The 23,620-nt window shown below is 43.8% G+C and carries 24 protein-coding genes and 2 pseudogenes; 16 read left to right on the top strand and 10 right to left on the bottom strand.

What is annotated here, in order from left to right:
* The 7 genes and pseudogenes from CH376_RS15205 to CH376_RS15175 form a co-directional block, all read left to right on the top strand.
* Positions 1-521, top strand: a pseudogene (locus CH376_RS15205) (4Fe-4S dicluster domain-containing protein); the annotation flags it as partial.
* Positions 514-1,413 carry a hypothetical protein gene (locus tag CH376_RS15200; RefSeq protein WP_100784846.1) on the top strand — a complete coding sequence of 300 codons (900 nt, stop codon included), beginning with the start codon at positions 514-516 and terminating at the stop codon, positions 1,411-1,413. The pseudogene CH376_RS15205 and the gene CH376_RS15200, both read left to right, overlap by 8 nt.
* An 85-nt stretch (positions 1,414-1,498) precedes the next feature.
* Positions 1,499-1,960 (top strand): PTS sugar transporter subunit IIA, encoded by a 462-nt coding sequence (locus CH376_RS15195; RefSeq protein ID WP_100784847.1) that lies wholly within the window; start codon positions 1,499-1,501, stop codon positions 1,958-1,960.
* Positions 1,961-1,962: 2 nt separating this feature from the next.
* On the top strand, positions 1,963-2,856 hold the full coding sequence (locus CH376_RS15190) for an ABC transporter permease subunit (protein ID WP_100784848.1): 894 nt from the start codon (positions 1,963-1,965) through the stop codon (positions 2,854-2,856).
* Positions 2,853-3,614, top strand: a complete 762-nt coding sequence (locus CH376_RS15185) for an ABC transporter permease (RefSeq protein ID WP_100784849.1) — start codon at positions 2,853-2,855, stop codon at positions 3,612-3,614. The genes CH376_RS15190 and CH376_RS15185 overlap by 4 nt, the downstream gene beginning before the upstream one ends.
* Positions 3,611-5,194: a PEGA domain-containing protein gene (locus CH376_RS15180; RefSeq protein WP_100784850.1), complete on the top strand. Its 1,584-nt coding sequence runs from the start codon at positions 3,611-3,613 to the stop codon at positions 5,192-5,194. The genes CH376_RS15185 and CH376_RS15180 overlap by 4 nt, the downstream gene beginning before the upstream one ends.
* 149 nt (positions 5,195-5,343) lie before the next feature.
* A pseudogene (locus CH376_RS15175) lies at positions 5,344-5,883 on the top strand (DUF1564 domain-containing protein).
* 8 nt (positions 5,884-5,891) lie between these two features.
* Here CH376_RS15175 and CH376_RS15170 read toward each other — a convergent pair.
* A complete protein-coding gene (locus CH376_RS15170) occupies positions 5,892-7,133 on the bottom strand; it encodes a folylpolyglutamate synthase/dihydrofolate synthase family protein (protein ID WP_100784851.1) in 1,242 nt (413 codons plus the stop codon).
* Positions 7,130-8,002, bottom strand: a complete 873-nt coding sequence (gene aroE, locus CH376_RS15165) for a shikimate dehydrogenase (protein WP_100784852.1) — start codon at positions 8,000-8,002, stop codon at positions 7,130-7,132. Before aroE ends, CH376_RS15170 begins: the two co-directional genes overlap by 4 nt.
* A gap of 204 nt (positions 8,003-8,206) precedes the next feature.
* On the opposite strand from aroE, the gene CH376_RS15160 reads away from it, so the two are divergent.
* Positions 8,207-8,599, top strand: a complete 393-nt coding sequence (locus tag CH376_RS15160) for a hypothetical protein (RefSeq protein WP_100785034.1) — start codon at positions 8,207-8,209, stop codon at positions 8,597-8,599.
* Between the two features lie 71 nt (positions 8,600-8,670).
* Here the strand turns inward: CH376_RS15160 and CH376_RS15155 are convergent, their stop codons facing one another.
* Both CH376_RS15155 and CH376_RS15150 read right to left on the bottom strand, forming a co-directional pair.
* Complete coding sequence (locus tag CH376_RS15155; RefSeq protein WP_100784853.1) at positions 8,671-9,441, bottom strand: glycosyltransferase family 2 protein; 771 nt, start codon at positions 9,439-9,441, stop codon at positions 8,671-8,673.
* On the bottom strand, positions 9,442-10,134 hold the full coding sequence (locus CH376_RS15150; RefSeq protein ID WP_100784854.1) for a histidine kinase: 693 nt from the start codon (positions 10,132-10,134) through the stop codon (positions 9,442-9,444).
* Between the two features lie 2 nt (positions 10,135-10,136).
* Here CH376_RS15150 and CH376_RS15145 point away from each other — a divergent pair, with 2 nt between their 5' ends.
* From CH376_RS15145 to CH376_RS15120, 6 genes are read left to right on the top strand one after another with little or no spacing between them, the layout of a single operon-like run.
* A complete protein-coding gene (locus CH376_RS15145) occupies positions 10,137-11,543 on the top strand; it encodes a hypothetical protein (protein WP_100784855.1) in 1,407 nt (468 codons plus the stop codon).
* The gene (locus tag CH376_RS15140; RefSeq protein ID WP_100784856.1) at positions 11,540-12,691 is read left to right on the top strand and encodes a S1 RNA-binding domain-containing protein; all 1,152 of its coding nucleotides are present in this window, start codon (positions 11,540-11,542) and stop codon (positions 12,689-12,691) included. Before CH376_RS15145 ends, CH376_RS15140 begins: the two co-directional genes overlap by 4 nt.
* A 4-nt stretch (positions 12,692-12,695) precedes the next feature.
* Positions 12,696-13,157 (top strand): tRNA (cytidine(34)-2'-O)-methyltransferase, encoded by a 462-nt coding sequence (locus CH376_RS15135; protein WP_100784857.1) that lies wholly within the window; start codon positions 12,696-12,698, stop codon positions 13,155-13,157.
* A gap of 45 nt (positions 13,158-13,202) precedes the next feature.
* The gene (locus CH376_RS15130) at positions 13,203-13,871 is read left to right on the top strand and encodes an ATP-binding protein (RefSeq protein WP_100784858.1); all 669 of its coding nucleotides are present in this window, start codon (positions 13,203-13,205) and stop codon (positions 13,869-13,871) included.
* Between the two features lie 5 nt (positions 13,872-13,876).
* Positions 13,877-15,877, top strand: a complete 2,001-nt coding sequence (uvrB, locus tag CH376_RS15125) for an excinuclease ABC subunit UvrB (RefSeq protein ID WP_100784859.1) — start codon at positions 13,877-13,879, stop codon at positions 15,875-15,877.
* An 18-nt stretch (positions 15,878-15,895) separates the two neighbouring features.
* Positions 15,896-16,495, top strand: coding sequence for a rhomboid family intramembrane serine protease (locus CH376_RS15120; protein WP_100784860.1), 600 nt, complete (start codon positions 15,896-15,898; stop codon positions 16,493-16,495).
* On the opposite strand, the gene cutA is transcribed toward CH376_RS15120, so the two are convergent.
* The 3 genes from cutA to CH376_RS15105 all read right to left on the bottom strand — a co-directional run bounded on the left by cutA (position 16,492) and on the right by CH376_RS15105 (position 17,987).
* Positions 16,492-16,824: a divalent-cation tolerance protein CutA gene (gene cutA / locus CH376_RS15115; RefSeq protein WP_100785035.1), complete on the bottom strand. Its 333-nt coding sequence runs from the start codon at positions 16,822-16,824 to the stop codon at positions 16,492-16,494. The genes CH376_RS15120 and cutA overlap by 4 nt on opposite strands.
* A gap of 96 nt (positions 16,825-16,920) precedes the next feature.
* Positions 16,921-17,505 carry a hypothetical protein gene (locus CH376_RS15110; RefSeq protein WP_100784861.1) on the bottom strand — a complete coding sequence of 195 codons (585 nt, stop codon included), beginning with the start codon at positions 17,503-17,505 and terminating at the stop codon, positions 16,921-16,923.
* Positions 17,502-17,987 (bottom strand): LIC_10730 family protein, encoded by a 486-nt coding sequence (locus CH376_RS15105; RefSeq protein WP_165781713.1) that lies wholly within the window; start codon positions 17,985-17,987, stop codon positions 17,502-17,504. Before CH376_RS15105 ends, CH376_RS15110 begins: the two co-directional genes overlap by 4 nt.
* 322 nt (positions 17,988-18,309) lie before the next feature.
* Between CH376_RS15105 and CH376_RS15100 the strand changes: the two genes are divergently transcribed.
* Positions 18,310-19,605 carry a serine hydrolase domain-containing protein gene (locus CH376_RS15100; protein ID WP_100784862.1) on the top strand — a complete coding sequence of 432 codons (1,296 nt, stop codon included), beginning with the start codon at positions 18,310-18,312 and terminating at the stop codon, positions 19,603-19,605.
* A 423-nt stretch (positions 19,606-20,028) separates the two neighbouring features.
* Here the strand turns inward: CH376_RS15100 and CH376_RS15090 are convergent, their stop codons facing one another.
* The 3 genes from CH376_RS15090 to CH376_RS15080 form a co-directional block, all read right to left on the bottom strand.
* Positions 20,029-20,646 carry a TetR/AcrR family transcriptional regulator gene (locus CH376_RS15090; protein ID WP_100784864.1) on the bottom strand — a complete coding sequence of 206 codons (618 nt, stop codon included), beginning with the start codon at positions 20,644-20,646 and terminating at the stop codon, positions 20,029-20,031.
* 3 nt (positions 20,647-20,649) lie between these two features.
* Entirely contained in the window at positions 20,650-21,639 is a 990-nt protein-coding gene (locus CH376_RS15085; protein ID WP_100785037.1) for an aldo/keto reductase, read from the bottom strand.
* A gap of 271 nt (positions 21,640-21,910) precedes the next feature.
* On the bottom strand, positions 21,911-22,606 hold the full coding sequence (locus CH376_RS15080; protein ID WP_100784865.1) for a DJ-1/PfpI family protein: 696 nt from the start codon (positions 22,604-22,606) through the stop codon (positions 21,911-21,913).
* 110 nt (positions 22,607-22,716) lie between these two features.
* On the opposite strand from CH376_RS15080, the gene CH376_RS15075 reads away from it, so the two are divergent.
* The gene (locus tag CH376_RS15075; protein ID WP_100784866.1) at positions 22,717-23,424 is read left to right on the top strand and encodes an HAD-IA family hydrolase; all 708 of its coding nucleotides are present in this window, start codon (positions 22,717-22,719) and stop codon (positions 23,422-23,424) included.
* Positions 23,425-23,620 lie beyond the last annotated feature (196 nt).

The raw sequence follows: 23,620 nt of genomic DNA, 5'->3' as shown, positions 1-23,620 counted from the left end.
TTTATCTCGGTCCGGAAACTCTCTATCATCTTTACCGCGCGCTCTTTAAGAAGATTCCGTTTATCGAAAGACATATCAGCATCTATTACGTCGGCAAAAACGGCGGTCTCAAAAAAGAAGAATCTCCGATCAAGTTCCGAGACGGACAAAGTCTGAGCTTTCTGCTTTTGGAAAAGAGGAAGGAATATCCGAACTTTACGTTCAACTCCTTTTTCGACGGAGGGGATTTTCATTCCTCTTCCGAAGAATATTATCTGGATATCTACAAACATCATTCGATTCTTTTTGTGGCCGGAAAGATCAGAGAACAGAGCGAATTTCCTTGCACCGAATGCGGAGAATGCACATACAATTGTCCTCTTGAATGCAATCCGATCGCGCTCGTAACCGGGCAGGGGAAGTTTTCGTCTAACGCGTGTATCGAATGCGGGATCTGCACATTTTTATGTCCTTCCGGAATTTCTCTTCGGGAAAGAATTCAAACCGCAAAATCGAATTCCAAGGAGACTGCTCGTGTCTGAGTTTCTTCTCGTGACAAAGTCCGGATTCTTTCGTAAGTCGGATCCTTTTTTTCCGGACCTTCTGATTTCGATTCTTTCCGTTTTAGGGATCGTTTTTTTTGGAACGATTCCATTATGGATTTGTTATGGACTTCTTCTTTCCGCATGTTTCGTTTATCAATTTGCGGTTGTAAAACGATTCGTCTATCCGTTGAAGTGGACTGTTCATATCGGAATTTACGCGATTCTATTGCCGCTTCATCCCGGCACCGTTCTTTGGGCGATTCTCGCCGGGCTTTTAGGAATCGTTTTGTATTCTCCTTTGGAAAACCGGCTTCGAATTCAAGTGCCGCTTTCACTCGTTCAACTTTTGATCTTTCTCTTTTTCTATCTTCTTCTTCCAGCGGTGGATCTTTTTTCGGGTCTTGCTTCCCAGTCGATGTTTTCTTTTCGGGATTCTAATATTTCCGATATTTACAGCGTAATTTCGTATTCTCAGGATGGAAATTCTCCTTGGAGATTTTCTTCTTTGGAAACTATGGGAGCTTATTCGATTCTTTTTTTGATTCCGGTCTTTTTAAAAAGACCTTTTGCGTTTTTGATTCCGGCGCTTTTCGGAGTCGGTTTGATTTTGGGGGCGGGTACTTTGGCTCAGGAATTTTCGCCGGTTCTTCTTTCCACTTGGATTTCTTTTGCGATCCTGTTTGCGTCTCCGGGAAGAAATTTATATACGGCTTGGGTTTATTCGCTGATCGGCGTTTTGGCGACGGGAGTCCTTTTTTATGTCATCCAAGTCTTAATTGCCTTTTACTTACCGCTTTTCACCTATTCCGTTTTCTATTTTTTCATTGAAGCCAGTCTGATCCGTATATTTCTGGGAAGCAGAGTAGATAATTTCGGACAATTAGAGTAACCGGATTTGTGGTTAGAATGATGATCTCGTATCGTTGCAAACATAAGAATATGAATAAAAAACGCAAAGAGTCAGAGGCGATTCTATGAATCAATTATTGACTCTTCTTCATCCGGAAACGATCATTTTCAATTTAGAACCCGGCTCCAAAGAAGAAGTCATCTCCAGACTTTTGCAGAAAGCCGTGGAAACAAATCAGATCGATTCTGAAAATATGGAAGAAATTTTAGAATCTCTTTTGGCGCGCGAAAAGTCGATGTCTACCGGAATCGGAAGCGGCGTCGCCATTCCTCACTGCTCGGTCAATCTCGTAGACGAACTCAAATGTGTGATGGGACTCAATCAAGAAGGCGTCGATTTCGATTCCATCGATCATCAGCCGGTTCATATTTTTATTCTTCTGATCGTCCCTAAGACTAAATTTCAGGAACACATCAAAACTCTCGCTCAAATCGCAAAAGCCTTAAACGTAAAGGAAGACAGAGAGAAATTGATCCGTTCCAGATCCTTTGAGGAAATTCAAAAAGCCTTTTCTCGGAATGTTTAATCGTGCAGGGAGAAATCTCTAGGTTCTTTTTATTTCTTGTCGCTCTGATTTTTTTTTCCGTTCTTTTCGGCCATCTTCGTTCTCTCAATAAAGAATATCTCTACGCAGATTCTTCTTTTTCCAAGGAAGAATCTTTTCCGGATAGAAAGACTTTTTCTTCCCAGATTCTTTCCTTTGTTAAAGGAATTCTTACTTTACAATCCGGAAAAACGGCATCGGGAGAATCCGTTTGGAAACATATTTCCTCTAGAGTTTTGCCGACCTTGCACCTTGCGATTTTTTCGGTTGCTTGGGGAAGTTTGTTTGCGATCGCGCTCGCTCTTTGGGGCGGCAGGACCGAAGAGAGTTCGTTAAGAAAGTTTTTTTATTTTCTGAGCAATCTTGTTTTATCGACTCCGGTTTTCGTAGTAGGCGTTGTTTTACTTTTGATTTTTTTCGTTCGTTTGGAATGGTTTCCACCCGGCGGTTACGAACCTTGGAATACGACATACGTGATTCTTCCGGGAATCGCGTTGGGGTCGAGGGTATGGGCCCGAATTTTTCAGTTCGCTTCGAGTCTTACGGAAGTCGAATTGAAATCTCCTTACGCGAAGGTTCTGAGGGCGCGTGGATATTCTAAAAATAGAATATTATGGAATCATGTTTTATTTAAGATTCTGCCTTTTTTGGCAGTCTTGATTTTGCTCGATTTTAGTTCTCTTCTTTCCGGCGCGATGATCGTCGAAGAGATTTTTTTCTTTCCGGGAATCGGAAAATCCATGTACTACGCGATTCAGACGATGGATTCCGAGCTGTTAAGCGCGCTTCTGTTTTACAGCGGCCTTACGTTTTATATCTTTAGCAGGATCTCCCTTCGATTCCAAGAGAACCTAACAGGAAAGGAGAGCGCATCTTGATTTCAGCGAGTCATCTTCTTCGATTTTCGTTCGGCGCGCTTGTTCTTGCGGGAATTCTTTGGAAAAGCCCTCCGACCGAAATTTTTTTGGAGGATAGTTTTTGTCCGATCGCTTGGAATCATCCTTTCGGTTGTGATCGTTTAGGAAGGGATGTTCTCGGTCTTTTTTCCTACGGCGCCTTTTCCACACTTTTGTTTTCTCTTCCTTCTCGAATTCTTACTTTGCTGTTTAGTTCTCTGATTTGTTTGTTTCAATATTCGATCCCGCTTACGGGGAAATGGTTTTTCTCTCCGATCTCATCGGTCTTTGTTTCCGTTCCTTCGCTTCTTGTCGCGTTACTCACCGTTCACGCTTTGGGAAACGGGCCTTCGGTTTTGGTGGTTGCGATTCTTCTGGGAGATTGGGCATTGTCTTACGAAACTCTACAGAGTAAAATTCGAGAGACGGACGGAAGTCCGTTCGTTTTGGCTTCTACTTTTTTCGGGGCCTCGAGAGCGAATGTGTTTCGAAATCATATTTTCCCGTCCGCGATTCCTGTGTTGAAAGTTCTGTTTACGACAGGATTGCCCGCGGTAGTTATGACACTGGCGCTTTTCAGTTATCTTGGAGTCAGCGCCGGCAGCGATTGGTTTGGTCCCGGATTAGGGGAACAAATTTCTTTTGCGAGAGATTATGCGTATTCGGCGCCTCTCGCGCTCGTGATTCCCATATTCGGAATCGTAGGTTTGGTCACCGCTTTGAACGTGGACAAAAGATGAGTAGAGTATTTGCATTTATTTTAATATTAGCGATCTTGAGTGTTTCAATTTCCGCCCAAGGAATCGACGATTATTATCGATTTCCGGAAGCGGGGATGAGAGAAAGAATCACTTTTGAAACCGAAAGAAAACTTTGTATTTTTCCCTTAAAAAATCAGAATGCCGACGTTAACCTGGAATATCTTAGCAAAGGTTATGGAAGCGTTTTATACTCGGGTCTTAAAAGTTTGTTCCAGATTTTCGATCAGGACGTGATTCCGAAAAGTATTCAACACGGATTCGGAAAACCTACCGGAAAAGAAAGACTCAGAAAAGGAGAATGGGACGCGGAAGTTCTCGAAAAAGTAAGGAACGCGAAGGAGATTTCTCCGGATAAAGATCCTAGATTTTTAACATTAAAGATCGATTATATTTCAAACGAAACCCCTCCCGAAGACAGCACTCTGTTTATTTCCGGCAATAAGCAAGGTTGTTTTTATCATCTCGCCGGTTCCTATGAAAAAAAGAATGAGTTTCAGATGGAGCTCAAGTTGGTCCTAAGATCCTCCAAGGACGGATCCAAAAAAGAATTCAAGGCTAAGACTAGCGTTAGACGTTCTTATCAAGAATTGGAAGGGTTGATAAGCGAAATCAAAAAAGAGCTTCTGGGTAAGAATACGATTTCATTCTCCTTTAAATCGGGAGATATGGACGGAGTTCTTGTCTTTCTTGACGGACAATTCCTCGGTAAAACGCCGCTTCAGAGATCGGACATTCTTCCGGGAAATCACGTGATCAAGTATTATATGGATGGATTTCAGAGCCAGGAAAAACGGGTTCCCGTTCAAGACGGCGGCAACTTTGAGATGATTCTTTCCCGGGCCCCAAGAGAAGGTTTGATATCGGTCACTTCCAATCCGGAAGGCGCCAACGTTTATCTCGGTTCCGAGTTTTTGGGGAAAACACCTTTGGTTCGCGCTTCCGTGAAGACCGGATACAATCGACTTCGCGTTTCCATGGAAGGTCACGTCGATATTCTTAAGGGTGTGGAAATCAAAAAAGAAGAAGAAACGAATTTGGATTTTATTTTAAAACCCGGCGACAGCGTCGCGTATTACAAGAATAAGCAGAATGTTTTCTTGGACCATTCTTATAACGACTTTTCGATCTATTCTATGTACGGGACACTTTTGTTTTATGCAGGTTATTATTATTTTAATTTGAAAGCGAATGCCTTGTATGACCGTGCGGAAAGCCGGGTGAGTCTTACTCGTTTGTATCTTGCGGCTAACGTAGTTCCTCAGGATACGTTTATCGGCATGTATTTGTACGAAGAGGCAATCATTCGCGAAGCGAATTCAGACGCCGGGAAGTATCAAAAGTTGGCCGGGAATTTCGGGAGACATCAGGGAGTTACCGGCGGGGTTATGGTCTACGGAATGGCTCTGATGTTGATTTTATCTGCGACGTTTTACTTTCTAGGTTTGGACGAAGAGACTTTGGATGTTGGAATCGTTCCCACAAGGGTCAACAATCCTTTTGCGATTCCGGGCCAGACAATGGAAATGGATTCTTACGCGAAGTTTAATTTGAAGTATTAGAGTTTTATTTTTTGTTTCTCTGCCGATTCTTGTTTTGATTCTTCCTTTCTTACGCTTCCTCGAGTCTTAACTCAGATTTTTATTTTTGTTCGGATCATTTTTTTTCAAATCCCCGCGTCATTTTTGAAAATCTCGGAAACGTACAAGGTATGGGGACTTTACTTTTAAATTCTGATCAGGCATTGCGTTCGATTCTTCAAGAAAGAAATTCGGACGTGGTTACTCTTTTGATTCCGAAAAAAACTTTATTCGGTTTGAGCGATTCGGACAAGAGAAGTCTTCCGAAGAGGATTCCGAATCTTTTGAGAAAATATGGAAAGTATTTGGGGGCTTCGAGGAGGTTGGGTAAAAAGGCGGGGAAGACCCTTTATCAATCGAGCGAGGGTAGGGAGAATATGCAGAGGATCAACGCTCGTGTGAGTACGGGAAGTTGGGCGCTCCTGGGGGCTTTGGCGCAGGCTCATGGGGTTTCCCTCTGTTATCTTTTTAATTATCTCCTTTGGTTGGATGAGATCGAAATGGATTCTTTTCTCGTGTAAACTATGAATGAGGGAGCTCCCACGTTTCACAGAAATTACAGATATATCCTCCACCTCGATTTGTTAAACAACGAGATTACCCGCACGCTAGAATGCGAGCCGCCCAATTTTCTAAGCATTCTGCACTACGAAGATTGGTTCGGTTCTTAAAAGAGTCGTTAAATCAGATCCAAGACGATCGGAAACAATCTAAAACTACCAAGGACCAAAATCGGATTCTCAAAACCAGAATTCGACCGAAGGGCCGTGCGCATTTCCTCCAAATCGATAATCTCCTCTTCTTCACAGCTTTCGGGAAGATAAAAACCTTCTCTTTTTAAAAATCGAAAACCAGCGATCGAATTCTCCGACGTCGCGTTTCTTAAAAGTTTCAAAATGCCGATCCCATCCTTGTCCTTTAGCATACCGGCCAAAACTTGAAACCTCAAATTCGGATAAAGAGAAAACAAACTTCGAAACGTCTCTGCGAACGCGTCCGGATTGTGCGCCGGATCAAAAATCAATAAGGGAGAATTTCTTAAAACGGTCAATCGTCCGGCGGGAAGTGAAACGTCGACCTCGGAATCAGTAAAATTCAAACGCCGAAACTGAATTTTAGAATCTTTCATTTCTTTCAAGTTCAGAATTTTTTCCCAAACCCTAAACGAAAAGAATCTGTTCCGAGTCAGATAATCGGCGTTAGACGGTTCTTCTTTTAAAATTTCACAGAAGATTTTTTTTTCATCGCAGAATTCTTTGATTCTCCGATTGAGTTCCGGCTCCTTCTGTTCCAGAGCGAAAATCGCCTTCGTATTTTCGGAACAGATTCCCAATTTTTCCCGAAGAATTTCAATTTTAGAATTTCCTAATATTTCCTTATGATCGAGTCCGATAGCCCCCAAAACCACGACGTCCGGACGCGCGAGTTTCGTCGCATCCAATCTTCCCCCCAATCCCGCTTCATAGATCTGAATTTCGATCGATTCTTTTTCAAAAAAACGAAAAGCGGCGCAGGTGAATAATTCGAAAAAAGAAAGTGTCTTTAGTTCCGGCTCCGCTCCCTGAGCGTTCATTTCGCTTAACAAAACGTTCAATTCTTCCTTTAAAATTTGTCGAAAGGTTTCAGAACCGGATCCGATTCGAATTCTTTCCAGCGGTGAAAGAAGGTGAGGGGAAGTATAGAGCCCCGTTTTGAGACCGGAAAGACGGAAGTATTCCCCTAAAAAATGAGCGATCGAACCTTTCGCGTTCGTTCCGACGACCGAAATTCTACAAAGAGTTTTTGTTCCCCTTTGATCCCATCCGTATTTTTTTAAAATTTTTCCGAAAGGTTCCAAAGAATATTCGGAGAACACGTTGAAGTTTCTCGTCTTCTCCAGGTTGGAAAGCTGAGATATAAATTCGAAAAAATCGGAACTCATCTATTTGCCAATGCGACGGACAATCTTTCTCTCGTTTTTTTGACGTCGTTCGAATCCGGAATCACTCCGGTAAAAAGTTCGAACTGTTTCATCGCCTGATACAAAAGCATCTCGGATCCCGGAATGATCTTTGCGCCCGTGCTCTTGGCGGCTTTGACCAAAGGAGTTTCCAAAGGATTGTATACGATATCAAAAAGCGTCATGGAAGAATTGAAAAATTCTTCTCCGATAAAAGGACCCGGTGATTGACCCTTCATCCCCAAAGGTGTCGTATGAACCACCAACGAGATTTGATCCCGGATCGAAAGGAGATCCTTGGGATCGACAAACACCGATTTTACGGAAGAATGTTTCGAGATCAGAGAACAGATCTCCTTTCCAGTGGTTTCGTTTCGGGAAGATAAAATCAATTCCTCGGGGTTTGCGGAGGTCGCGAGACTGTAAGCGATTCCGCGAGCGCTCCCTCCGCTCCCAAGAATCAACGTTTTACCGCGACTCAAAGATTCCGGAGACCATTCTAAAATAGAACGATAGGCTCCTTCTCCGTCCGTGTTGTACGCATGAATCGAATTTTTTCCTAAGACCAAGGTGTTGGAAGCCTTCATAATTTGAGAAGGTTCATCCGCTGAGTCCGCGATTGCAAAGGCTCTTTCCTTATGCGGAATCGTAACGGAGACTCCTTTTACGCCTGATTTCTGAAGTTCTCGAACGATATTTTGATCGAATTCCTTAGTTTCAAAAACTAGATAGGAAGCATTCATTCCTTTGTCTTTATAAATCGAATTGTGAATCAGTGGGGAAAGGGAATGGGAAAGGGGAAAACCAACTATACCGAAAGTTGTAGCGGGCTGATTTGTTTCTTTATTCAAATTTAAAATTCTCTTTGGAAGGCGCTCATTTCTAAAATCAAATTCCCTCGGCGTTTTCCATTCTCTCTTTGGAAACTTATAATGTGGAACATCGGATACGGGAGCTTGGACTTTTTTGCTCCGAAAGAAGCAAGTTTTGGAGCGAGTCGTAAAATGAGTCGACTAAAAGACAATTCCCGAAAATGCTGTATTGGAATGAGCCTACTGAATTTACCTGATTCTTTTTTACACGGACTGGGTGCACAACTCTTTTTGGCGCCGCTTGCTTCTTTTTCAGGCTCTCCCTGGTGGACAACCATTCTTGACGTTCTCTTCGTTGTCGGAATCTCCGGCGGACTTTCCTGGTATTATTACTACTACAAGCGTAAGGATCTTCTCGGAGGATTTTGGGGAGCGCTCATCGTAGCCCTTCTCGGTTCCCTGATCATCCTTTCGCTCCTTCAGGATTTTATTCGCTCCATAGTTCTTTGGTTGATTTCCCCCAAGTTCGGCATCTATCAAATCTCAAACGTAAACCTACTCGCGGTTCTTTTAGGCGGCCTGCTCGCGCTCTACATCATGAATCGTATCAATCACAACAAAGAAAGAAGAGATTAATCTCCTTTTCGATTCGTTTCTTTCCGTTGTTAGGCGGCTCTTCGATTTTGTTTTCTACAATTTGATTTTTTTTAGCGTTTTTCCCGTTCGTCCTTCAGGTTCAATTCGTACAATTTGAGATACTTTAGAAAATTATAATAGAATCCGAAAATCGCCAAAACGAAACCCTGTTTTCCGTCCAGAAAACCGAACCGGATCGTGTACATCCAAAAGGCCTTGTAAAAACCTTCCAGAAATGCGTGAAAAAGTCCGCTCGTTTTCCCCGCTCGAAACTTCTCTTGAGCGCCTAGGTCGGAATAGGCGTTGATATAACGGATATGATCGCTTATATTCTTATAAGAATAGTGATATACGGGTGCATTCAGTTTTTCGAATATTCCGCTGAGATGAACTGTTTCGTGAACGAGTCCGCCGGCGAAAGTTCCTTTGACTTTTTGAAAAAGCCGGATCCTCCGATTGGGATACCATCCTCCGTGACGGATCCATTTTCCCAAATACCAGGTCAGCCTCGGCGTGGAATAGCCGTCCGCCTTGGGTAAACCATTCTTAAATAAGTTTAGAATTTCCTGTTTTAGATCGGGAGATACTTCCTCGTCAGCGTCGAGCGTGAGAACCCAGTCGTTTGTCACGAGAGAAAGCGCGAAATTTTTCTGACTTACGTAGTCGTCGAACTTTCTTTCCTGAACTTTGGCGCCGTATTTTTTGGCGATCTCCACCGTCTTGTCCTTCGACCCGGAATCCACGACGACGATTTCGGAAACGAAGTCCAAAGGTTTGAGACAACGTTCTAGATTGTCTTCTTCGTTGAGGGTGATGATACAAACCGAAAGGGGAAGTCGCATTTAATTCTTATGATTTAATTTTCGGATGCTCTGAAAGTCGGGTGTCAGCGGAATTTCCAATCTTGCGATCGTAACGTCTTCTCGAATGATAATTCTAAAATAGGAAGGATCGATTCCTTCTCCCTTAAGCATGATGAGAATGAGCGCAAGTCCGATTCCCGCGCCTTCGGTGTTGTCCGCGTTGTCCAAATAAAATTGGGCGATGTCGTTGTAGCGCATTCCCTTTTCCAATTTTTCTCTGAGAGATTTTTCTTCCTGTTGAGTGACGGGCGCGTTGTTGATGACTTCGATCCGAATTCCATCAAAAGAATAATGAAACGTGATCAGGCAATAGTATCCTTCCTTTCTTGCCTTCTGTCCGTAGAGTTCGGACATCGCTTCGCTGAAAATATTTTTATATTCTCGAACGCCTTTTTCATAATCGGCCGCGTCGTTGAGATCGAGACCTTTTTCTTCGAAAAAAATCCTTTTTTGGTTTGCTTTGCAGGCGTTGATTGCCAACTCTTTTATTATAGTATAAACCGTAGGAACCAGAGTAGGATGAGTTACCTTATCCAGAATCAGACCGACTGCCTCTTGGATATGCTCTTCGACAGAATGAGTCATCCTGTGGGTTTTCAGAGACAGGATTTTTCCGTTCTCAATTGTTAGCCGGATATTGTCGGATATATCTCGGATTTCCTGCCCCATCATCCATGAACATTCCTGAATCTGTTTTGTTTGTCAAGAGAGTGATTGTTAGAACGAGAAAAAAGAAGCATCTTTTAGAAACAAAGATACTACGTTCTCTTTTTAAGCTGACTGCATTTTCTTTGATGTTATTGTTTATCTCTCCATCGCTCTTTTCCGAGTCTTTGACCTTGAGCGGAATACGTTATCTGCTTCCCGGAAAAAAAGAATACTCCGAAGTCTCCGAGATTCGAATCGAAAACGGTAAGGTCGTCGCTATCAAAAAGTTAAATTCTTATTCCGGAAAAGTTTCGTACGCGCTTCCCGGATTTTGTGATTCGAATGTAACTCTTTCCACGGATTCTCTCGGAGGACAAAAAGATAGAGCGGGAGTTTTTCTTTCGCTTCAATCTTTTTTTGCTCACGGTTTCACCGGAGTTTTGTCCGTGGGAGATCCTACTTGGGTCGATACACTTTCGAAAGAAGCGCACCGATCCGGAAAGGTTGTTCCTTGGGTTCGAAAGTCGGATTCTCCTTGGATCGCGGAAAGCGCGGAAACGAAGAATTTAGGAAACCTCCCAGGTTATATCGTGATACGTTCTTCCGGAGATGCGGTCGCGAGAATGAAAAAAAGACCAAATTCTCCCGTTCATCTTTTTTATCGATATCAGGAAGGTGAGACGTTTGCGTTTGACGGCCCGTTTTTATATCAACTCAAGAAGGTCGCAGATTCGGAAGGAATCAAACTAGCGTTATCCGCCTTTGGAGATGAGTTCAGTATTCTGGAGGGAATCAACGCCGGAATTCCGACGCTCTTTCATCCGGTTCCTGACGGGATCGCGGGAAGAATTTCTCCGGGCGTGTTCCGCAATTTGAATTGGGGTCCTATGTTTTCCGTCTATTACTATCAAAAACTTGCGGGAACTCCCGAGTGGGAAACGGATCTCAACGCGTTGAAAGAATGGAGTCCGTTCTTTGCAAAGAATCTTTCTCCGGAACCGGAATTCGCCGGAAAACTTTCCAATCTAAAAGACGAAGAAAGGGAGAATGCGGAAAGAGAATACAAATCCTATCTTGCTTTTTTAGTCAGACAAAAAAATCTGAGTCAAGGGCTGCTTCTCGCTTCTGGCACGGGAAATCTTCACGTTCATCCGGGCATCGGAGGTTGGAAGGAAATGGAGATTCTTGCCTCCGTCTTGGGAAACGAAGAAACCATTCGGATCGCGACCGAATCCACTTGTTCCTTTCTGGAAGCTCCGCACGAAGGAAAAATCCGGGAAGGAAAGCCGGCTTATATCAACGTATTCACGGAAGACCCGATGATCAGTCTAAAGAATTTGAAATCTCTCCGCAAAACGATCGCCGGCGAAATTTCCTATCCGCCTGAAAAAAAGGAATCCACTTCCAATCCAAAAAAGAGAGGGAAAAAATGAAAGAATCTGAAAAAGAACTCTTTGAGAAAATGTTAGACGCTTCCTTTAAAAAGAAAAAAGCGATGGAAGCAGGAACGAAGGTTACGGCCGTCGTGAACTCCGCCAAAAAAGATTTTATATTCGTTACCGCAAAGGATTCTAAAACGCAAGGAATCATTTCCTCAGAAGAATTTCTCGAATCCGGTTTGCCGACTCCGGGCGACGAAATCGAAGCGTATTTTTTAAGAGAGGATCACGGAGACATTCACTTCACGACTTGTCTGAGCGGAGATTCCCTCAACAAAGATCTATTAGAAATCGCTAAAAGAGCGGAGATTCCCGTCTTAGGTCAATTTATTTCGGAAGGAGAATCCGGCGCCGAAGTCAAGATCGGAGAGTTCACGGCGTTCTGTCCATTCTCCCAGATCGATCCGGAATTTAAAAAATCGGGCTTAGTCGGCAAACGACTCAAATTTTTGATTCAGGATATCGGGACTCGGGGAAAACTCATCGTATCTCAGAAAAAAATTTCCGACCGTGCAAAGGAAGCCAAGCTCGGAGTTCTCAAACAAGAATTGAAAGAAGGAATGTTCGTCACCTGCAAAGTGAAAACGATCCAGAATTTCGGCATGATCGTGGAGATGGACGGACTCAGCGCTCTGATTCCCATCTCCGAAGCGACTTATAAGAAGAATCCGGAACTTGAAAAAGAATTTCAAGTCGGCCAGACGTTGCGCGCGAGAGTCCTTCGAATCGATTGGGAAACTCAGAAGATCGCGCTTACCGTGAAGGATTTTTTGAAGGATCCTTGGGCGCAGACGGTTCCGTTCAAGGAAGGAGATATCGTAAAAGGAACGATCGATTCTTTAAAACCGTTCGGTCTTTTTGTTAAGTTAGACGATCATTTCAACGGCCTTGTTCCCGGAAGGGAAACCGGAGTTCCAAGCCGTATTCCCTTGACCCAGAGTTTTAAACCGGGAGACGTAGTTGACGTTTTTGTAATGGAAGTCAACCCGGAGAGAAAGCAGATTTCTCTTTCGATTCAGAAAGCAAAAGAGATCCAAGAAAGAATGGACTACAGCGGATATTTGAGCACGGATACGAGCGGGTCCACGAGTTCGTTCGGCGCGATTCTTCAGAATTCTTTGAATAAGAATAAGAAAAAATGATTCCATGTCGCTGCATATAGGTCTTTATCGACCCGAAATTCCTCCCAACACCGGAAACATCGCGAGACTCTGCGTGGCGTTGGGAGCGGATCTCCACATCATCGGACAAGCCTCCTTCGATCTTTCCGAAAAGGCCGCGCGACGCGCGGGCTTGGATTATTGGGATAAGGTAAAAATTTCACTCCATTCTTCTTTAGAAGATTATAAAGCGGCTCTTCCTTCGAACACGAATTTATATCTGGTCTCCGTTCACGGCACACGTTCTTATACGTCAGTGAAATATAAGTCGGGAGACGCTTTCCTCTTCGGAAACGAAACTTCGGGAGTTCCCGCGGATATGAAAAAATCTTGGAATGAGGAAAAGATCTTAAAAATTCCGATGGAAGATTCCTCGCGATGTTTGAATCTAAGCAATTCAGTCGCCGTAATTTCTTATGAAGCGATGCGTCAAATCAAGTCCTGGTAAAAACGGATTTACACTTTCAGAATTCTGCATCTAAATGGATAAAGTATGAGCTTTCACCTCACAAGAGAAGAAATCGAAAAACAAATTCAATCGATGCTTTCTCAGGGGTTGACCGGAACCGTAAACGATTTTTACGCTTGGATCCGGATGGAAACTCTCCGCAAATTTAAAGACGAACCGGACACGGAAAATTCCGCGGTCGCCGCAATTTTAGAATCCTTGGTGAATTCCGGTTTCGCGAAACTAAACAAGTTCAATCAAAAAGAATTTCACGTTCACCCGGATCAAACCGAAGGAAAAAAAATCCCGTCTAAGGACAGTTATGTTCTTCTCGGAAAAATCGCGTTTCAACCGATGCAATACGTTCGAAGCCGCTTCGAGTTTTTTCTCAAAAGCCAAGGAACTCCCGAAGATATTGTGATGGATCTTTGTATCGGCGCCCTCGAAGCCGTTGAGAATGCGGTAAAATACGGAGACGGAACCGAAGTCGAAGTCGAATATTTCATAGATCGATCCCAGACCTTATTCATCAAAATCGTAAACAATCTCAAAGAACTGAACTTGGAACAGGATATCGAAAGAGGAAAGTTTTCATCCACGGCTACGTTGATGCGAGGAATGATGGTCATGCAGAAACTTTTCGACGAACTCGATTTGGAAATCCTGGAAGGAAGAAAACAAGCTCAGTTCAACGCCAAGAAAAAACTATCTTAACGAAGATGTCCGCAATTTTTAAAATCCATTCCGCATACAAACCCGCCGGAGATCAGATCAAAGCGATCGAAACGATCGGGACTTCGTTTCAAAAAGGGGAACAAAAGATCACTCTCGTAGGAGTGACCGGTTCCGGAAAAACGTTTACGATGGCGCAGGTGATTCAGACGTTAGGGCTTCCCACTCTGGTTCTTTCGCATAACAAGACTTTGGCGGCGCAGTTGTTCCGCGAGTTCAAGGAATTCTTCCCCGAAAACGCGGTCGAGTATTTCGTTTCCTATTACGATTACTACCAGCCGGAAGCTTATGTTCCTTCTTCGGATACGTTTATCGAGAAGGACAGTTCGATAAACGAGGAGATCGACAAACTCAGGCTAAGAGCGACCTCTTCCTTGTTGGAAAGGGACGACGTAGTGATCGTAAGCTCGGTTTCGTGTATCTACGGCTTGGGTTCACCGGAAGAATATACGAACTCGGTGGTTTCCCTCAAGGTCGGAGATACGATCGAAAGAGACGCGGTCATACGAAAACTTCTTCACATTCAGTACAATCGAAACGACATCGATTTTTCGAGAGGTAATTTTCGGGTAAGAGGGGATTCGATCGAAATCTATCCTGCGTATCATACGGACGGGATAAGAATCGAGTTTTTCGGCGACGAGATCGATTCCATCAGTAGAATCAATCCGGTCACGGCGCAGACGATTATTAAATTAGAAAAAGCTTATATTTATCCGGCAAAACACTTCATTACTTCCGGACCCAAGGTAAAAGAGGCGGTCGAGAACATCAAAGCGGAAGTCGAAGCACAGGCGGAGTTCTTTCGTAAAAACGGAAAACTTCTCGAGGCGGAGAGAATCGTATCCCGCACCAACTACGACATGGAAATGCTGCAGGAGATGGGATATTGCAATGGGATCGAAAATTATTCCAGACATCTCACGGGAAGAAAGGCCGGAGAGAGACCCGCGTGTTTGATCGATTATTTTCGGGGAGATTTTCTTCTGATCGTGGACGAGTCTCACGTGACGATTCCTCAGATCGGAGGAATGTTCGCGGGAGACAAGGCGCGAAAACAAACGTTAGTCGACTTTGGCTTTCGTCTTCCGAGCGCGCTTGACAACCGGCCTCTCAACTTCGACGAGTTCGAACGCTTGACTCCGAAAACTCTTTACGTTTCGGCGACCCCCGCCGAATACGAATTGGCAAAAAGTTCAAAGACCGTGGAACAGATCATTCGTCCGACCGGACTTTTGGATCCTCTAGTCGAAGTGCGGACCACGAAGAATCAGATCGAAGATCTGCTCGTGGAAATACGAAAACGGATCGACGCCGGAGAACGTGTTCTCGTGACTACTTTGACAAAAAAGATGTCCGAGGATTTGACCGATTACTACGAAGAGATCGGTTTAAAAGTGGCTTATCTTCATTCCGAGGTGGAGACGTTGGATCGCGTCGCGATCATTCGGGATTTGAGGAAGGGAGTTTACGACGTTCTGATCGGAATCAATCTTTTGAGAGAAGGGTTGGATATTCCGGAGGTTTCTTTGGTCGCGATTCTGGACGCGGACAAGGAAGGTTTTTTAAGAAATTATAAATCTCTAATACAGACGATCGGACGCGCGGCGAGAAACGTAAACGGGACCGCGATTCTTTACGCCGATAAGATCACGGATTCTATGGCTAAGGCGATCGACGAAACAAAAAGACGCCGTAAAATCCAGGAAGATCATAACACCAAGTTCGGAATCACTCCTCTTACGATCAAAAAGGAAGTCGGGGATATCATAGAAAGGGAAGAGAAAGAACGGACTTCGGAAGATTTGATTCTCGAAGACATAGATAAGAAATTTAATCCGAAGAAATTCCCGGACAAGGCCGTGTTTAAAGAGAAACTTCACGAAGAGATGATGAAAGCCGCAAAAGATTTGGACTTTGAAAGAGCGGCGATCCTAAGGGATAAAATGCTTTCCATTCATATAGAAGATCCATCGATCGAAAAATAGAAATATAGGGAACTTAGTTTGATTACAATCTTGATCTGTCTCGTCACCTTCGGCGTCAGCGTATGGTGTTTTTCATCCGAAGCTCAACTTCGAAAATTCATTCTCACTCCGTATCGACTCGAAAGGGATAAGAATTATTACACTCTTTTGACGTCGGGGTTTATACACGCGGATTGGATGCATTTGATCTTTAACATGATTTCGTTCTATTCTTTCGGTAAGAATTTGGAGCAGACGGTCGGTCCGGTTAAATTTATTCTATTTTATATCGGGACAATTTTGATCACGAGCGTGATTTCCTGGCGAAAAAACACGGACAATCCGCTTTACGCCACGTTAGGCGCTTCCGGCGGAGTATGCGGAGTTTTGTTCGCGACGATTTTATTTTATCCGGGGTTGTCGCTTTACATGATGTTTATACCGATCCCGATTCCGGGCGCGATCTACGCGGTATTCTATTTGGCTTATACTTATTTTTCCTCCAAGAATTCCCAATCAGACGGAATCAATCACGACGCGCACCTCTGGGGTGCGTTATGCGGCATTGCATTTGCGCTTCTATTGGATCCGCAGATTATAGGAAGAGTGATGAGGAATCTATTGGGAAGCGGGGACTAACCCGCTTTTTCTATCTTTGCTTTGATGAATTTTTTGTAATTTTCCGATCCGAAACTGACGTCCATACGGATGATTTCGGGCGCGAGATACGGATGCTGCTTCATGATATATTCTTCTATTTTAGAATATTGATCGGCTCTCGCCTTGATCATGATTTTGTTTTCAGTATCCATCGCGATCTTTCCGTCCCACTGATACATTAGGGTTACGTCCGGAAAAATAGTTCCTGAAATGATGATCCCTTCTTGGAGCATTTCCGAAATTTGAATCTCTGCAAGGTCCCGATCACTGAGAGTGGTAAATACAATGATTTCGTTTGAATCAGCCATGGTTTCTCCGGAGGGAAACATTGATTCCTTTTCTCGCTTTGGCAAGAAGTTTTCATCCTATAAGTTGAATTGAGTGGATAAAATTCGGGACATAGATTATCGAGTGCGAGGTTGTGAAGAACGTGAACCTCTGCTTCTTCGGCGGCTTTCTTCAAAATAATCCAAACAATTGGAACTGCAATTTTGAACACATTCAGCTAACAGTCCTGAGTTGGAAGTCCGAACGTATTTGCTCGTGAGATTCAAACTTCGCTTACAACCTTTGGTGCAATCCGGATGAAGAAAGATACAAGAGTATTTCCAGGCTTCCAGAGGGTTTTGATCCCTGATTTCCTTCGCGGGGCCGTTCGATTTTTTTTCTTTCGATTCTTCGCCGTCCTCCGACTCGTCCAATTCTATTCCGAGAAGGGGAGGATTTGGGTCGAATTCTCTGGAAGTCGCGATCACTTCTCGCCCGTTTTTATAAACGGGTTCCTGAGGATCCGGATCCTTTAAGCCGGATGCAATTTGTGTAATCTTCATTTCGGAGCGAAAGTCGGTCTGTGTTTTCGCAGGTTTGGACGTTTCGAATGAGCGTGTGTTCCGGATGCAATCCGCGAGGATGAACGTCCAGGAAAACAATACAAGAATTCTTAAAACGTTTCCGAACCGTCGATTCGATTTGTCGACGTTAGGCGTCATTGAGATTGGGGTCCGGGATTTGTGGGAAACGTTCTTGTCTCGCCGGAGAGGATTCTGCTCGGTAAAGGAAGATTGCAGAATTGATTGCACCGATCCATACATTGTCGTTGTTTCGCGCTTCGATATCCTATGATCGGCAAGAATATGGAAGTAAAGGGATACCATTCTTCCATACAGTTTCCTTGGCACTTGGAAAGAAGTTGTGTACATGCTTTTTCGTACGAAAAAGCAGGATCTCCTCCGTGAACCAATTCCATTCCCTCCGGACCGAAGGTGGTTCTTTTCCCTTCTTTGATCAATCGAGCGCGTTCCGCTTGTGTTAGATTCGCTTCTTCGGCCGTGGGAAACGCGTCCGGCGACGGCGCCTTTTTTAAGTTCTTATCGCCTCCGTCCCAGTCGACCCGCATCAGACAGGAAACGTTTGTGATCTGGATTAGAATGAGGATTATCAGAAAAGAATGTTGAACGTATCTTGTATTCATCTGATTGTTCTTTGGATCGGCTCAACCTTGATTGTTTCAAAAGATAGGAAAAAAGCTACACAAATTCAAATCTAAGAATTCTATCGAGTTTGGATTTTTAGGTTTTTTGAGAGTTGATTTGCCTTAGAGGGATTGAACAGCCAATGATTTTGACATTCGGATTAGAAATGATGCAAAACTTTCGTTTTTTCAAGTTAGTCGTTTTGAGAGAAACGAATCAATACCTGCGGCTGTTGAAAATAAGGAAAGAAATTTCAAAAAAATAATTTTCAAAAGAAAAAGAATCGATTTGAAAGTCGATGATACGAGACTGAATGAATCTATGAGAATTTGGCTTACAGCGCGTCCCAAAACCTTATTTTATTTTGTCGGAAAGATCAAGCTGCAAGGTTCTGTCCCAGTTTTGGGACAGGTTCTTATTCTAATTTGGATCGGATTGATTCTTTCCTGCGCGTCCACTCAACCGGAGGGAGAGATCCATTTGAAAAGCGCTTTGCGCCCTTTCCCTCCGAAACGACTGGATCGGACTCCTTACGAGGGATTTCAGATTGCGCTTCCCGAGGATGTGTCTTTGGATTCGGTTCCTCTAATTCGTTTATCAAAATCCATTCGAGACGAAGGAATTGAAGTCCGTTCTTTGTTGATCCTAAAAGACGGAAAGCTCGTAATGGAACGTTATGCGGGCGGGGTCACTCGGAATCACAATCACAGCGTTTATTCCGTAACAAAAACGGTCACTTCTACTTTATTAGGAATTCTTAATTTAGAAGGGGTTCTAAAGACGGTGGACGAACCGGTGATGAACTCCTTACGTTCCCTTGGAAATCTGCCTTTCCCACTTTTAGAAGGAAAGGAATCTCTTCGTCTGAGAGACGTTCTTCACATGGCTTCCGGGATGCGTTGGTCCGAGTTTCCGGAAAGGGACGATATCAGAACGGCGGAGGATCCGCTCGTCATCGCGCTTTTACCCGAAGTCAAAGATAAACCTGGAACTAAGTTTGATTACAGTAACGGAGATTCTCAATTGGCTGCGGCTGTTCTCGAAAATAAATCAGGCATGACTCTTTTGCAATTTGCCGAAAGGACTCTTTTTCATTGGCTCGATTTCAAAGGTTATGAGTGGTACACTTCTCCTTCCGGAAGACAGACCGCGGGCTTCGGACTTCGATTGAAGCCGATTGATATGGCTAAGTTGGGTATGTTATATCTTGACAATGGAATTTTTCGAGGCAGAAAAATTCTAAAATCGGAATGGGTCAAACAAGCGATCCAGCCAGGCGCCGCGCAAAATTACGGATACCAACTCTGGACTCATCAGTTCGAAGGTAAAAAAACTTTTATGGCGAACGGAAAGGGGAGCCAGTTTGTCTATGTGATTCCGCACAGGAGAATCGTGATCGTAACTACGTCCGCGATCTGGGATAAACCGATCCATTTTCTTTTGGATAAAATTCTCGCGAGTTTGAAGGAATCTCTCGATTCGAAAGACAAGAAAAAAAATCCGACAAAGGAAGAGGAGTTCCTACGGGAGATTCACGAAACATCGATTACGATCGGAAACTCCGCGCTCTGGAAAGATTTGGACGAACCGCATCTTCTGGCTCACCCGATTCGTTGAATTTGAGAAATGCCGGATCAAAAATCGAATTTTTAAACTCCAATGAGATGGATTTCGGATCCGGTTTTGCATTTGGACTTCGTTCGTTATAAGAGAGATTTAGAATATTCAGAATCTCTATAGTATGTCGGAGCTCTTATGAAATCGGTTGCGTTTTTTTGTTTTTGCGGGGTTCTAAAATTTGGTTGGGACTTCGGATTCGGGAAAAGATCCTCCTATACAAAAAAATCAGGGAGTTCCCGCACTTCTTGGATTTTCAAACAAAGTCTTGGTTTCGAAATCCTCCCGTCTTTGGGAAGAATCATAAAAGAATCCTTTTGATATCAACAATCGTTCCGAAGAGGTTGTTTCTCGGAAAAAGGAAAGTCGGAACTCCCATTGTTCCCAGGAAACATTCTCTTCGATTTTAAAAAGAAGGAGTTCCTACTTTTTACGTCCTTCAGAAGATTTCGTTTTCAAACCGGAAAGCAAAGTATCAAGGAGCGATTCTAAAAGAGGAGTTCGCTCTTGATCAATCGATTCTAAGACAAGTCTCGGATGATGGAACGCGGCCGTTCCTTCAAAAAGAATTCTCGCGCCTTCCTTAGCGCTCGAACAATGAAACAAACCCGATTTCATTCCTCTCGAAATCAATTCTTCTAAAAGTCGGGACATTGTGGAAAGGTGAGAAACGACAAAAGGTCTCGTCTTTTCTGCGGAAAGATTGAAAGCTACGAAAAGTTTGGGATCCATGAGAATCTTTTTCCGTTTCATGGAATGAAGAGTGAGAAACCATTCTTTCAGGATTGAATCGACTGATTCTTCTTTTGCCGAAATTCTTTCCAGCTCACGATCGATTCTATCCAACCATCTCTTGGAAACCTCGTCCAGGAGGGATTGTTTATCCGAAAAAAATTTGTATAAAACCGCGTGACTCACCTTGAGATCCCTCGCAATGTCCGTCAGTTTCAAACGCTCGACCCCATTCTTGCGGATTTCGGTTTCGGTGGAATCGAGCGCTTTGTTATAGAGTTCTTCCGGCGTTAAGCCCGTTCTTGGCATATATCATTTTGCTACCGTCTGCATCTGAGGTGCCGGATAACGTTCTCCTTGAAAGGAACCTTCCGGAAAAGAATCGTCGATTCTTTTCAATTCTTCAGGACTCAATTCAATCGAGAGCGCTCCTAAGTTTTCCTTCAGACTGCTCGTTTTTGTGGATCCCAACAAGGGAACGATATCGTTTCCTTGATGAAGAACCCAAGCGATCGCAAGTTGCGCAGGCGTGCAGTTTTTTTCCTTTGCGAGTTCTTGAAGCACATTGACTCGATCCAGATTGGATTCAAGGTTTTTTCCCATAAAGCGGGGAGAATGAGATCTAAAATCTCCTTCCTTCAGATTTCCGGAGATCTTTCCGGAAAGTAATCCTCGGGAAAGAATTCCATAAGGAACGATTCCGATTCCGAGTTCCCTTGCGGTAGAAAGAATTTCTTTCTCAATGAATCTCGTCGCCAAAGAATATTCTATTTCGAGCGCCGTCACCGGATGAATCTTATGAGCTCTTCTTATATTTTCCGGAGAGGCTTCCGAAAGACCTAAGTAGCGGACCTTTCCTTCCTTTATGAGTTCGGAAATCGCACCGACGGTTTCTTCGATGGGAATGCTCGGATCTACGCGAGAAGGTTGGTAGATATCGATCACGTCCAAGCCCAGACGGACCAGAGAATATGCCGCAAAATTCTTCACTGAGGCCGGTCTTACGTCGTATCCGCTAAAGCCGCCTTGAGGAGTTCTCAGAGCGCCGAATTTTACGCTGATCAGAGGCTTTGCCGAAGTCGTTTTCAAGGCTTCCGAGATCAGAAGTTCGTTGTGACCGATTCCGTAAAAATCCCCGGTGTTGAGAAGATTGATTCCCGCGTCCAGAGCGGCGTGGATTGTTCGAATGCTTTCGGAGCGATCTCTCGTTTCCTTGTTTCCGTAGAAATCCGACATTCCCATACAACCGAGCCCAACTTCCGAAACCTCGGGACCGTTCTTTCCTAATTTCTTTTGTTTCATCTGGGTTTCTCCTTTTTTGGTTACAAGTAACAAAATTAGTTATTTGTAACCAAGAGTCAAGACTTTCCCGTGGTATTAGAAAAGTATGAGTTCCTACTTTTTCAGTCTCTTCTGAAGAATTATGTCTCTTTGTCTTGGAATCTGCGTTTTCTATAAGAATTAAGATCAAAGAGAATGAAGAAGAGGACTTATATTGGCGGGAATTTTTTTTAAAAAATCCCTAAAAAAGAGGGAGTTCCCACATTTCCCCCTTTTTACCAAAAAGTTCTTTTTAGGACTTAGAACGAGATTCTAAAACTCGAATCGCCGCCGCCTTTCTTCGGTTTTGTGCGGTTTCCCGACTTCCTTTCACCTTATCCACGAGATGAGAAGTCGCAGTCGTGGGATGGCCGGAAGTAAACGGAGGAGCAGGATTGTATTCTATCATCAATTGAATTTCTTCCGCAAGTTCGGTTCCGAAAAATTCCGCGGTAAGAAAAAGGGCAAAATCGATTCCCGCGGTGACGCCGCCGCCCGTGATTCGATTGCGGTCCTTGACGAAACGTTCGCCTGAAATCTGAACCGGAAATAATTTTAAGACATCCAAGGAAAGCCAATGAGTCGTCGCCTTGTAACCGTCCAGAAGTCCGGCCGCTGCGAGAACCAAGGAACCGGTACAAACCGAAGTTATAAATTTAGAATTCTCCGCCTTCTTTTTAAGAAACTCCAAAACTTCGTAATCTTCCATCAGATGTGTGGTCCCCGAACCGCCGGGGACCAGAAGAATATCCAGCTCGGGGCAAGTAGAGAAATCGTAGTCGGGGATGAATTTCATTCCTGATTCCGTAGCGATCGTTTCTTTCGATTGAGCAAACAAGAATACCTTTGCTTTCGGAATTCTTGAGAACACTTCGAAGGGACCGGTGAAGTCAAGTTGTGTGACACCCGGAAAAATAAAGATTCCAATGGAAAAGTTTGAACCTGACATAGACTCTTAGAATGAACTTTGGAATTTCTCTTACAAGTCCTTTTTGATTTTAGAAGAATCGCTTTCGAAAGCGGGATGCAAAAAGGAAAGGGTTCTCAAAACTCAGTCTTGTGAATCACAATCGTTATTTGTTTTTGGATGTAGGGGATACCATTCTTCATTTGAAAAAGGCGGCCGGAGAAACCTATCTCGAAATACTTTTGGAAGCGGGTTTAAAAAAGGAAGAGAACTCCGGAGAAATATTCAGACAAGCCTTCTCCGAAGCGTGGCACAAGATGAACGAGAACGCGCCTCCCGATCATCGGGACAAATATCAAGTTCATCCCGGCGGTACTCCGGGCTGGTGGAAAGAATTGTTAAACGACTTTCTTTCGAGAATCCCCGGAAGCGTTCCTCTCGAAAAAGCTTTCCCCATCATCTACAATCGATTTGCCGATCCCGAACTCTGGGAGATCGATCCGGGTTTTTGGGAACTCAAAGATTATTGTAAAACGGAAGGCTGGGGACTCGGAGTCATTTCCAACTGGGATCATCGTCTGAAAGATCTGCTCGATTCCAAAGGAATATTAGAACATTTGAATCCTGTGATCGTAAGCGCGGAATTCGGATACGAAAAGCCTTCTCCGAAAATTTTCGAGGAAGCGATGAGACTTGTAAACCTTCCGCCCGGTGCGCTCGTTTATTGCGGAGATAAATTTGAACTCGACGTGGTCGTTCCCAAATCGCTCGGTTGGAGGTCTTATTTAAAAAAAGAGGACGGAGACGTTCAAACGCTTTCGGAATTGATCCGGCATTTATCCGAACGGAACAAAGTTTGAAACCGCTCTTGGGAATTTAAAATCCTTCGGATCATTTTTATCGGTTTAAGAATTGGAAGTAAAGATTCTTTGAAATTTCGAAAAATTCGAATTCGCCTACTTCCGGCAAAATGAAGTCGGCTAAAAAAAGGTTGAAATCGGACTTCAAGTCCGTTCGAGATAGAATTAAGGCGGGCGCCTTTTGCAAAAATCGAAA

Origin of the sequence: Leptospira adleri (assembly GCF_002811985.1) — a bacterium.
Classification (GTDB): domain Bacteria; phylum Spirochaetota; class Leptospiria; order Leptospirales; family Leptospiraceae; genus Leptospira; species Leptospira adleri.
Note: the sequence above shows the minus strand (reverse complement) of the source record. Positions and strands in the feature narration are given on the sequence as shown.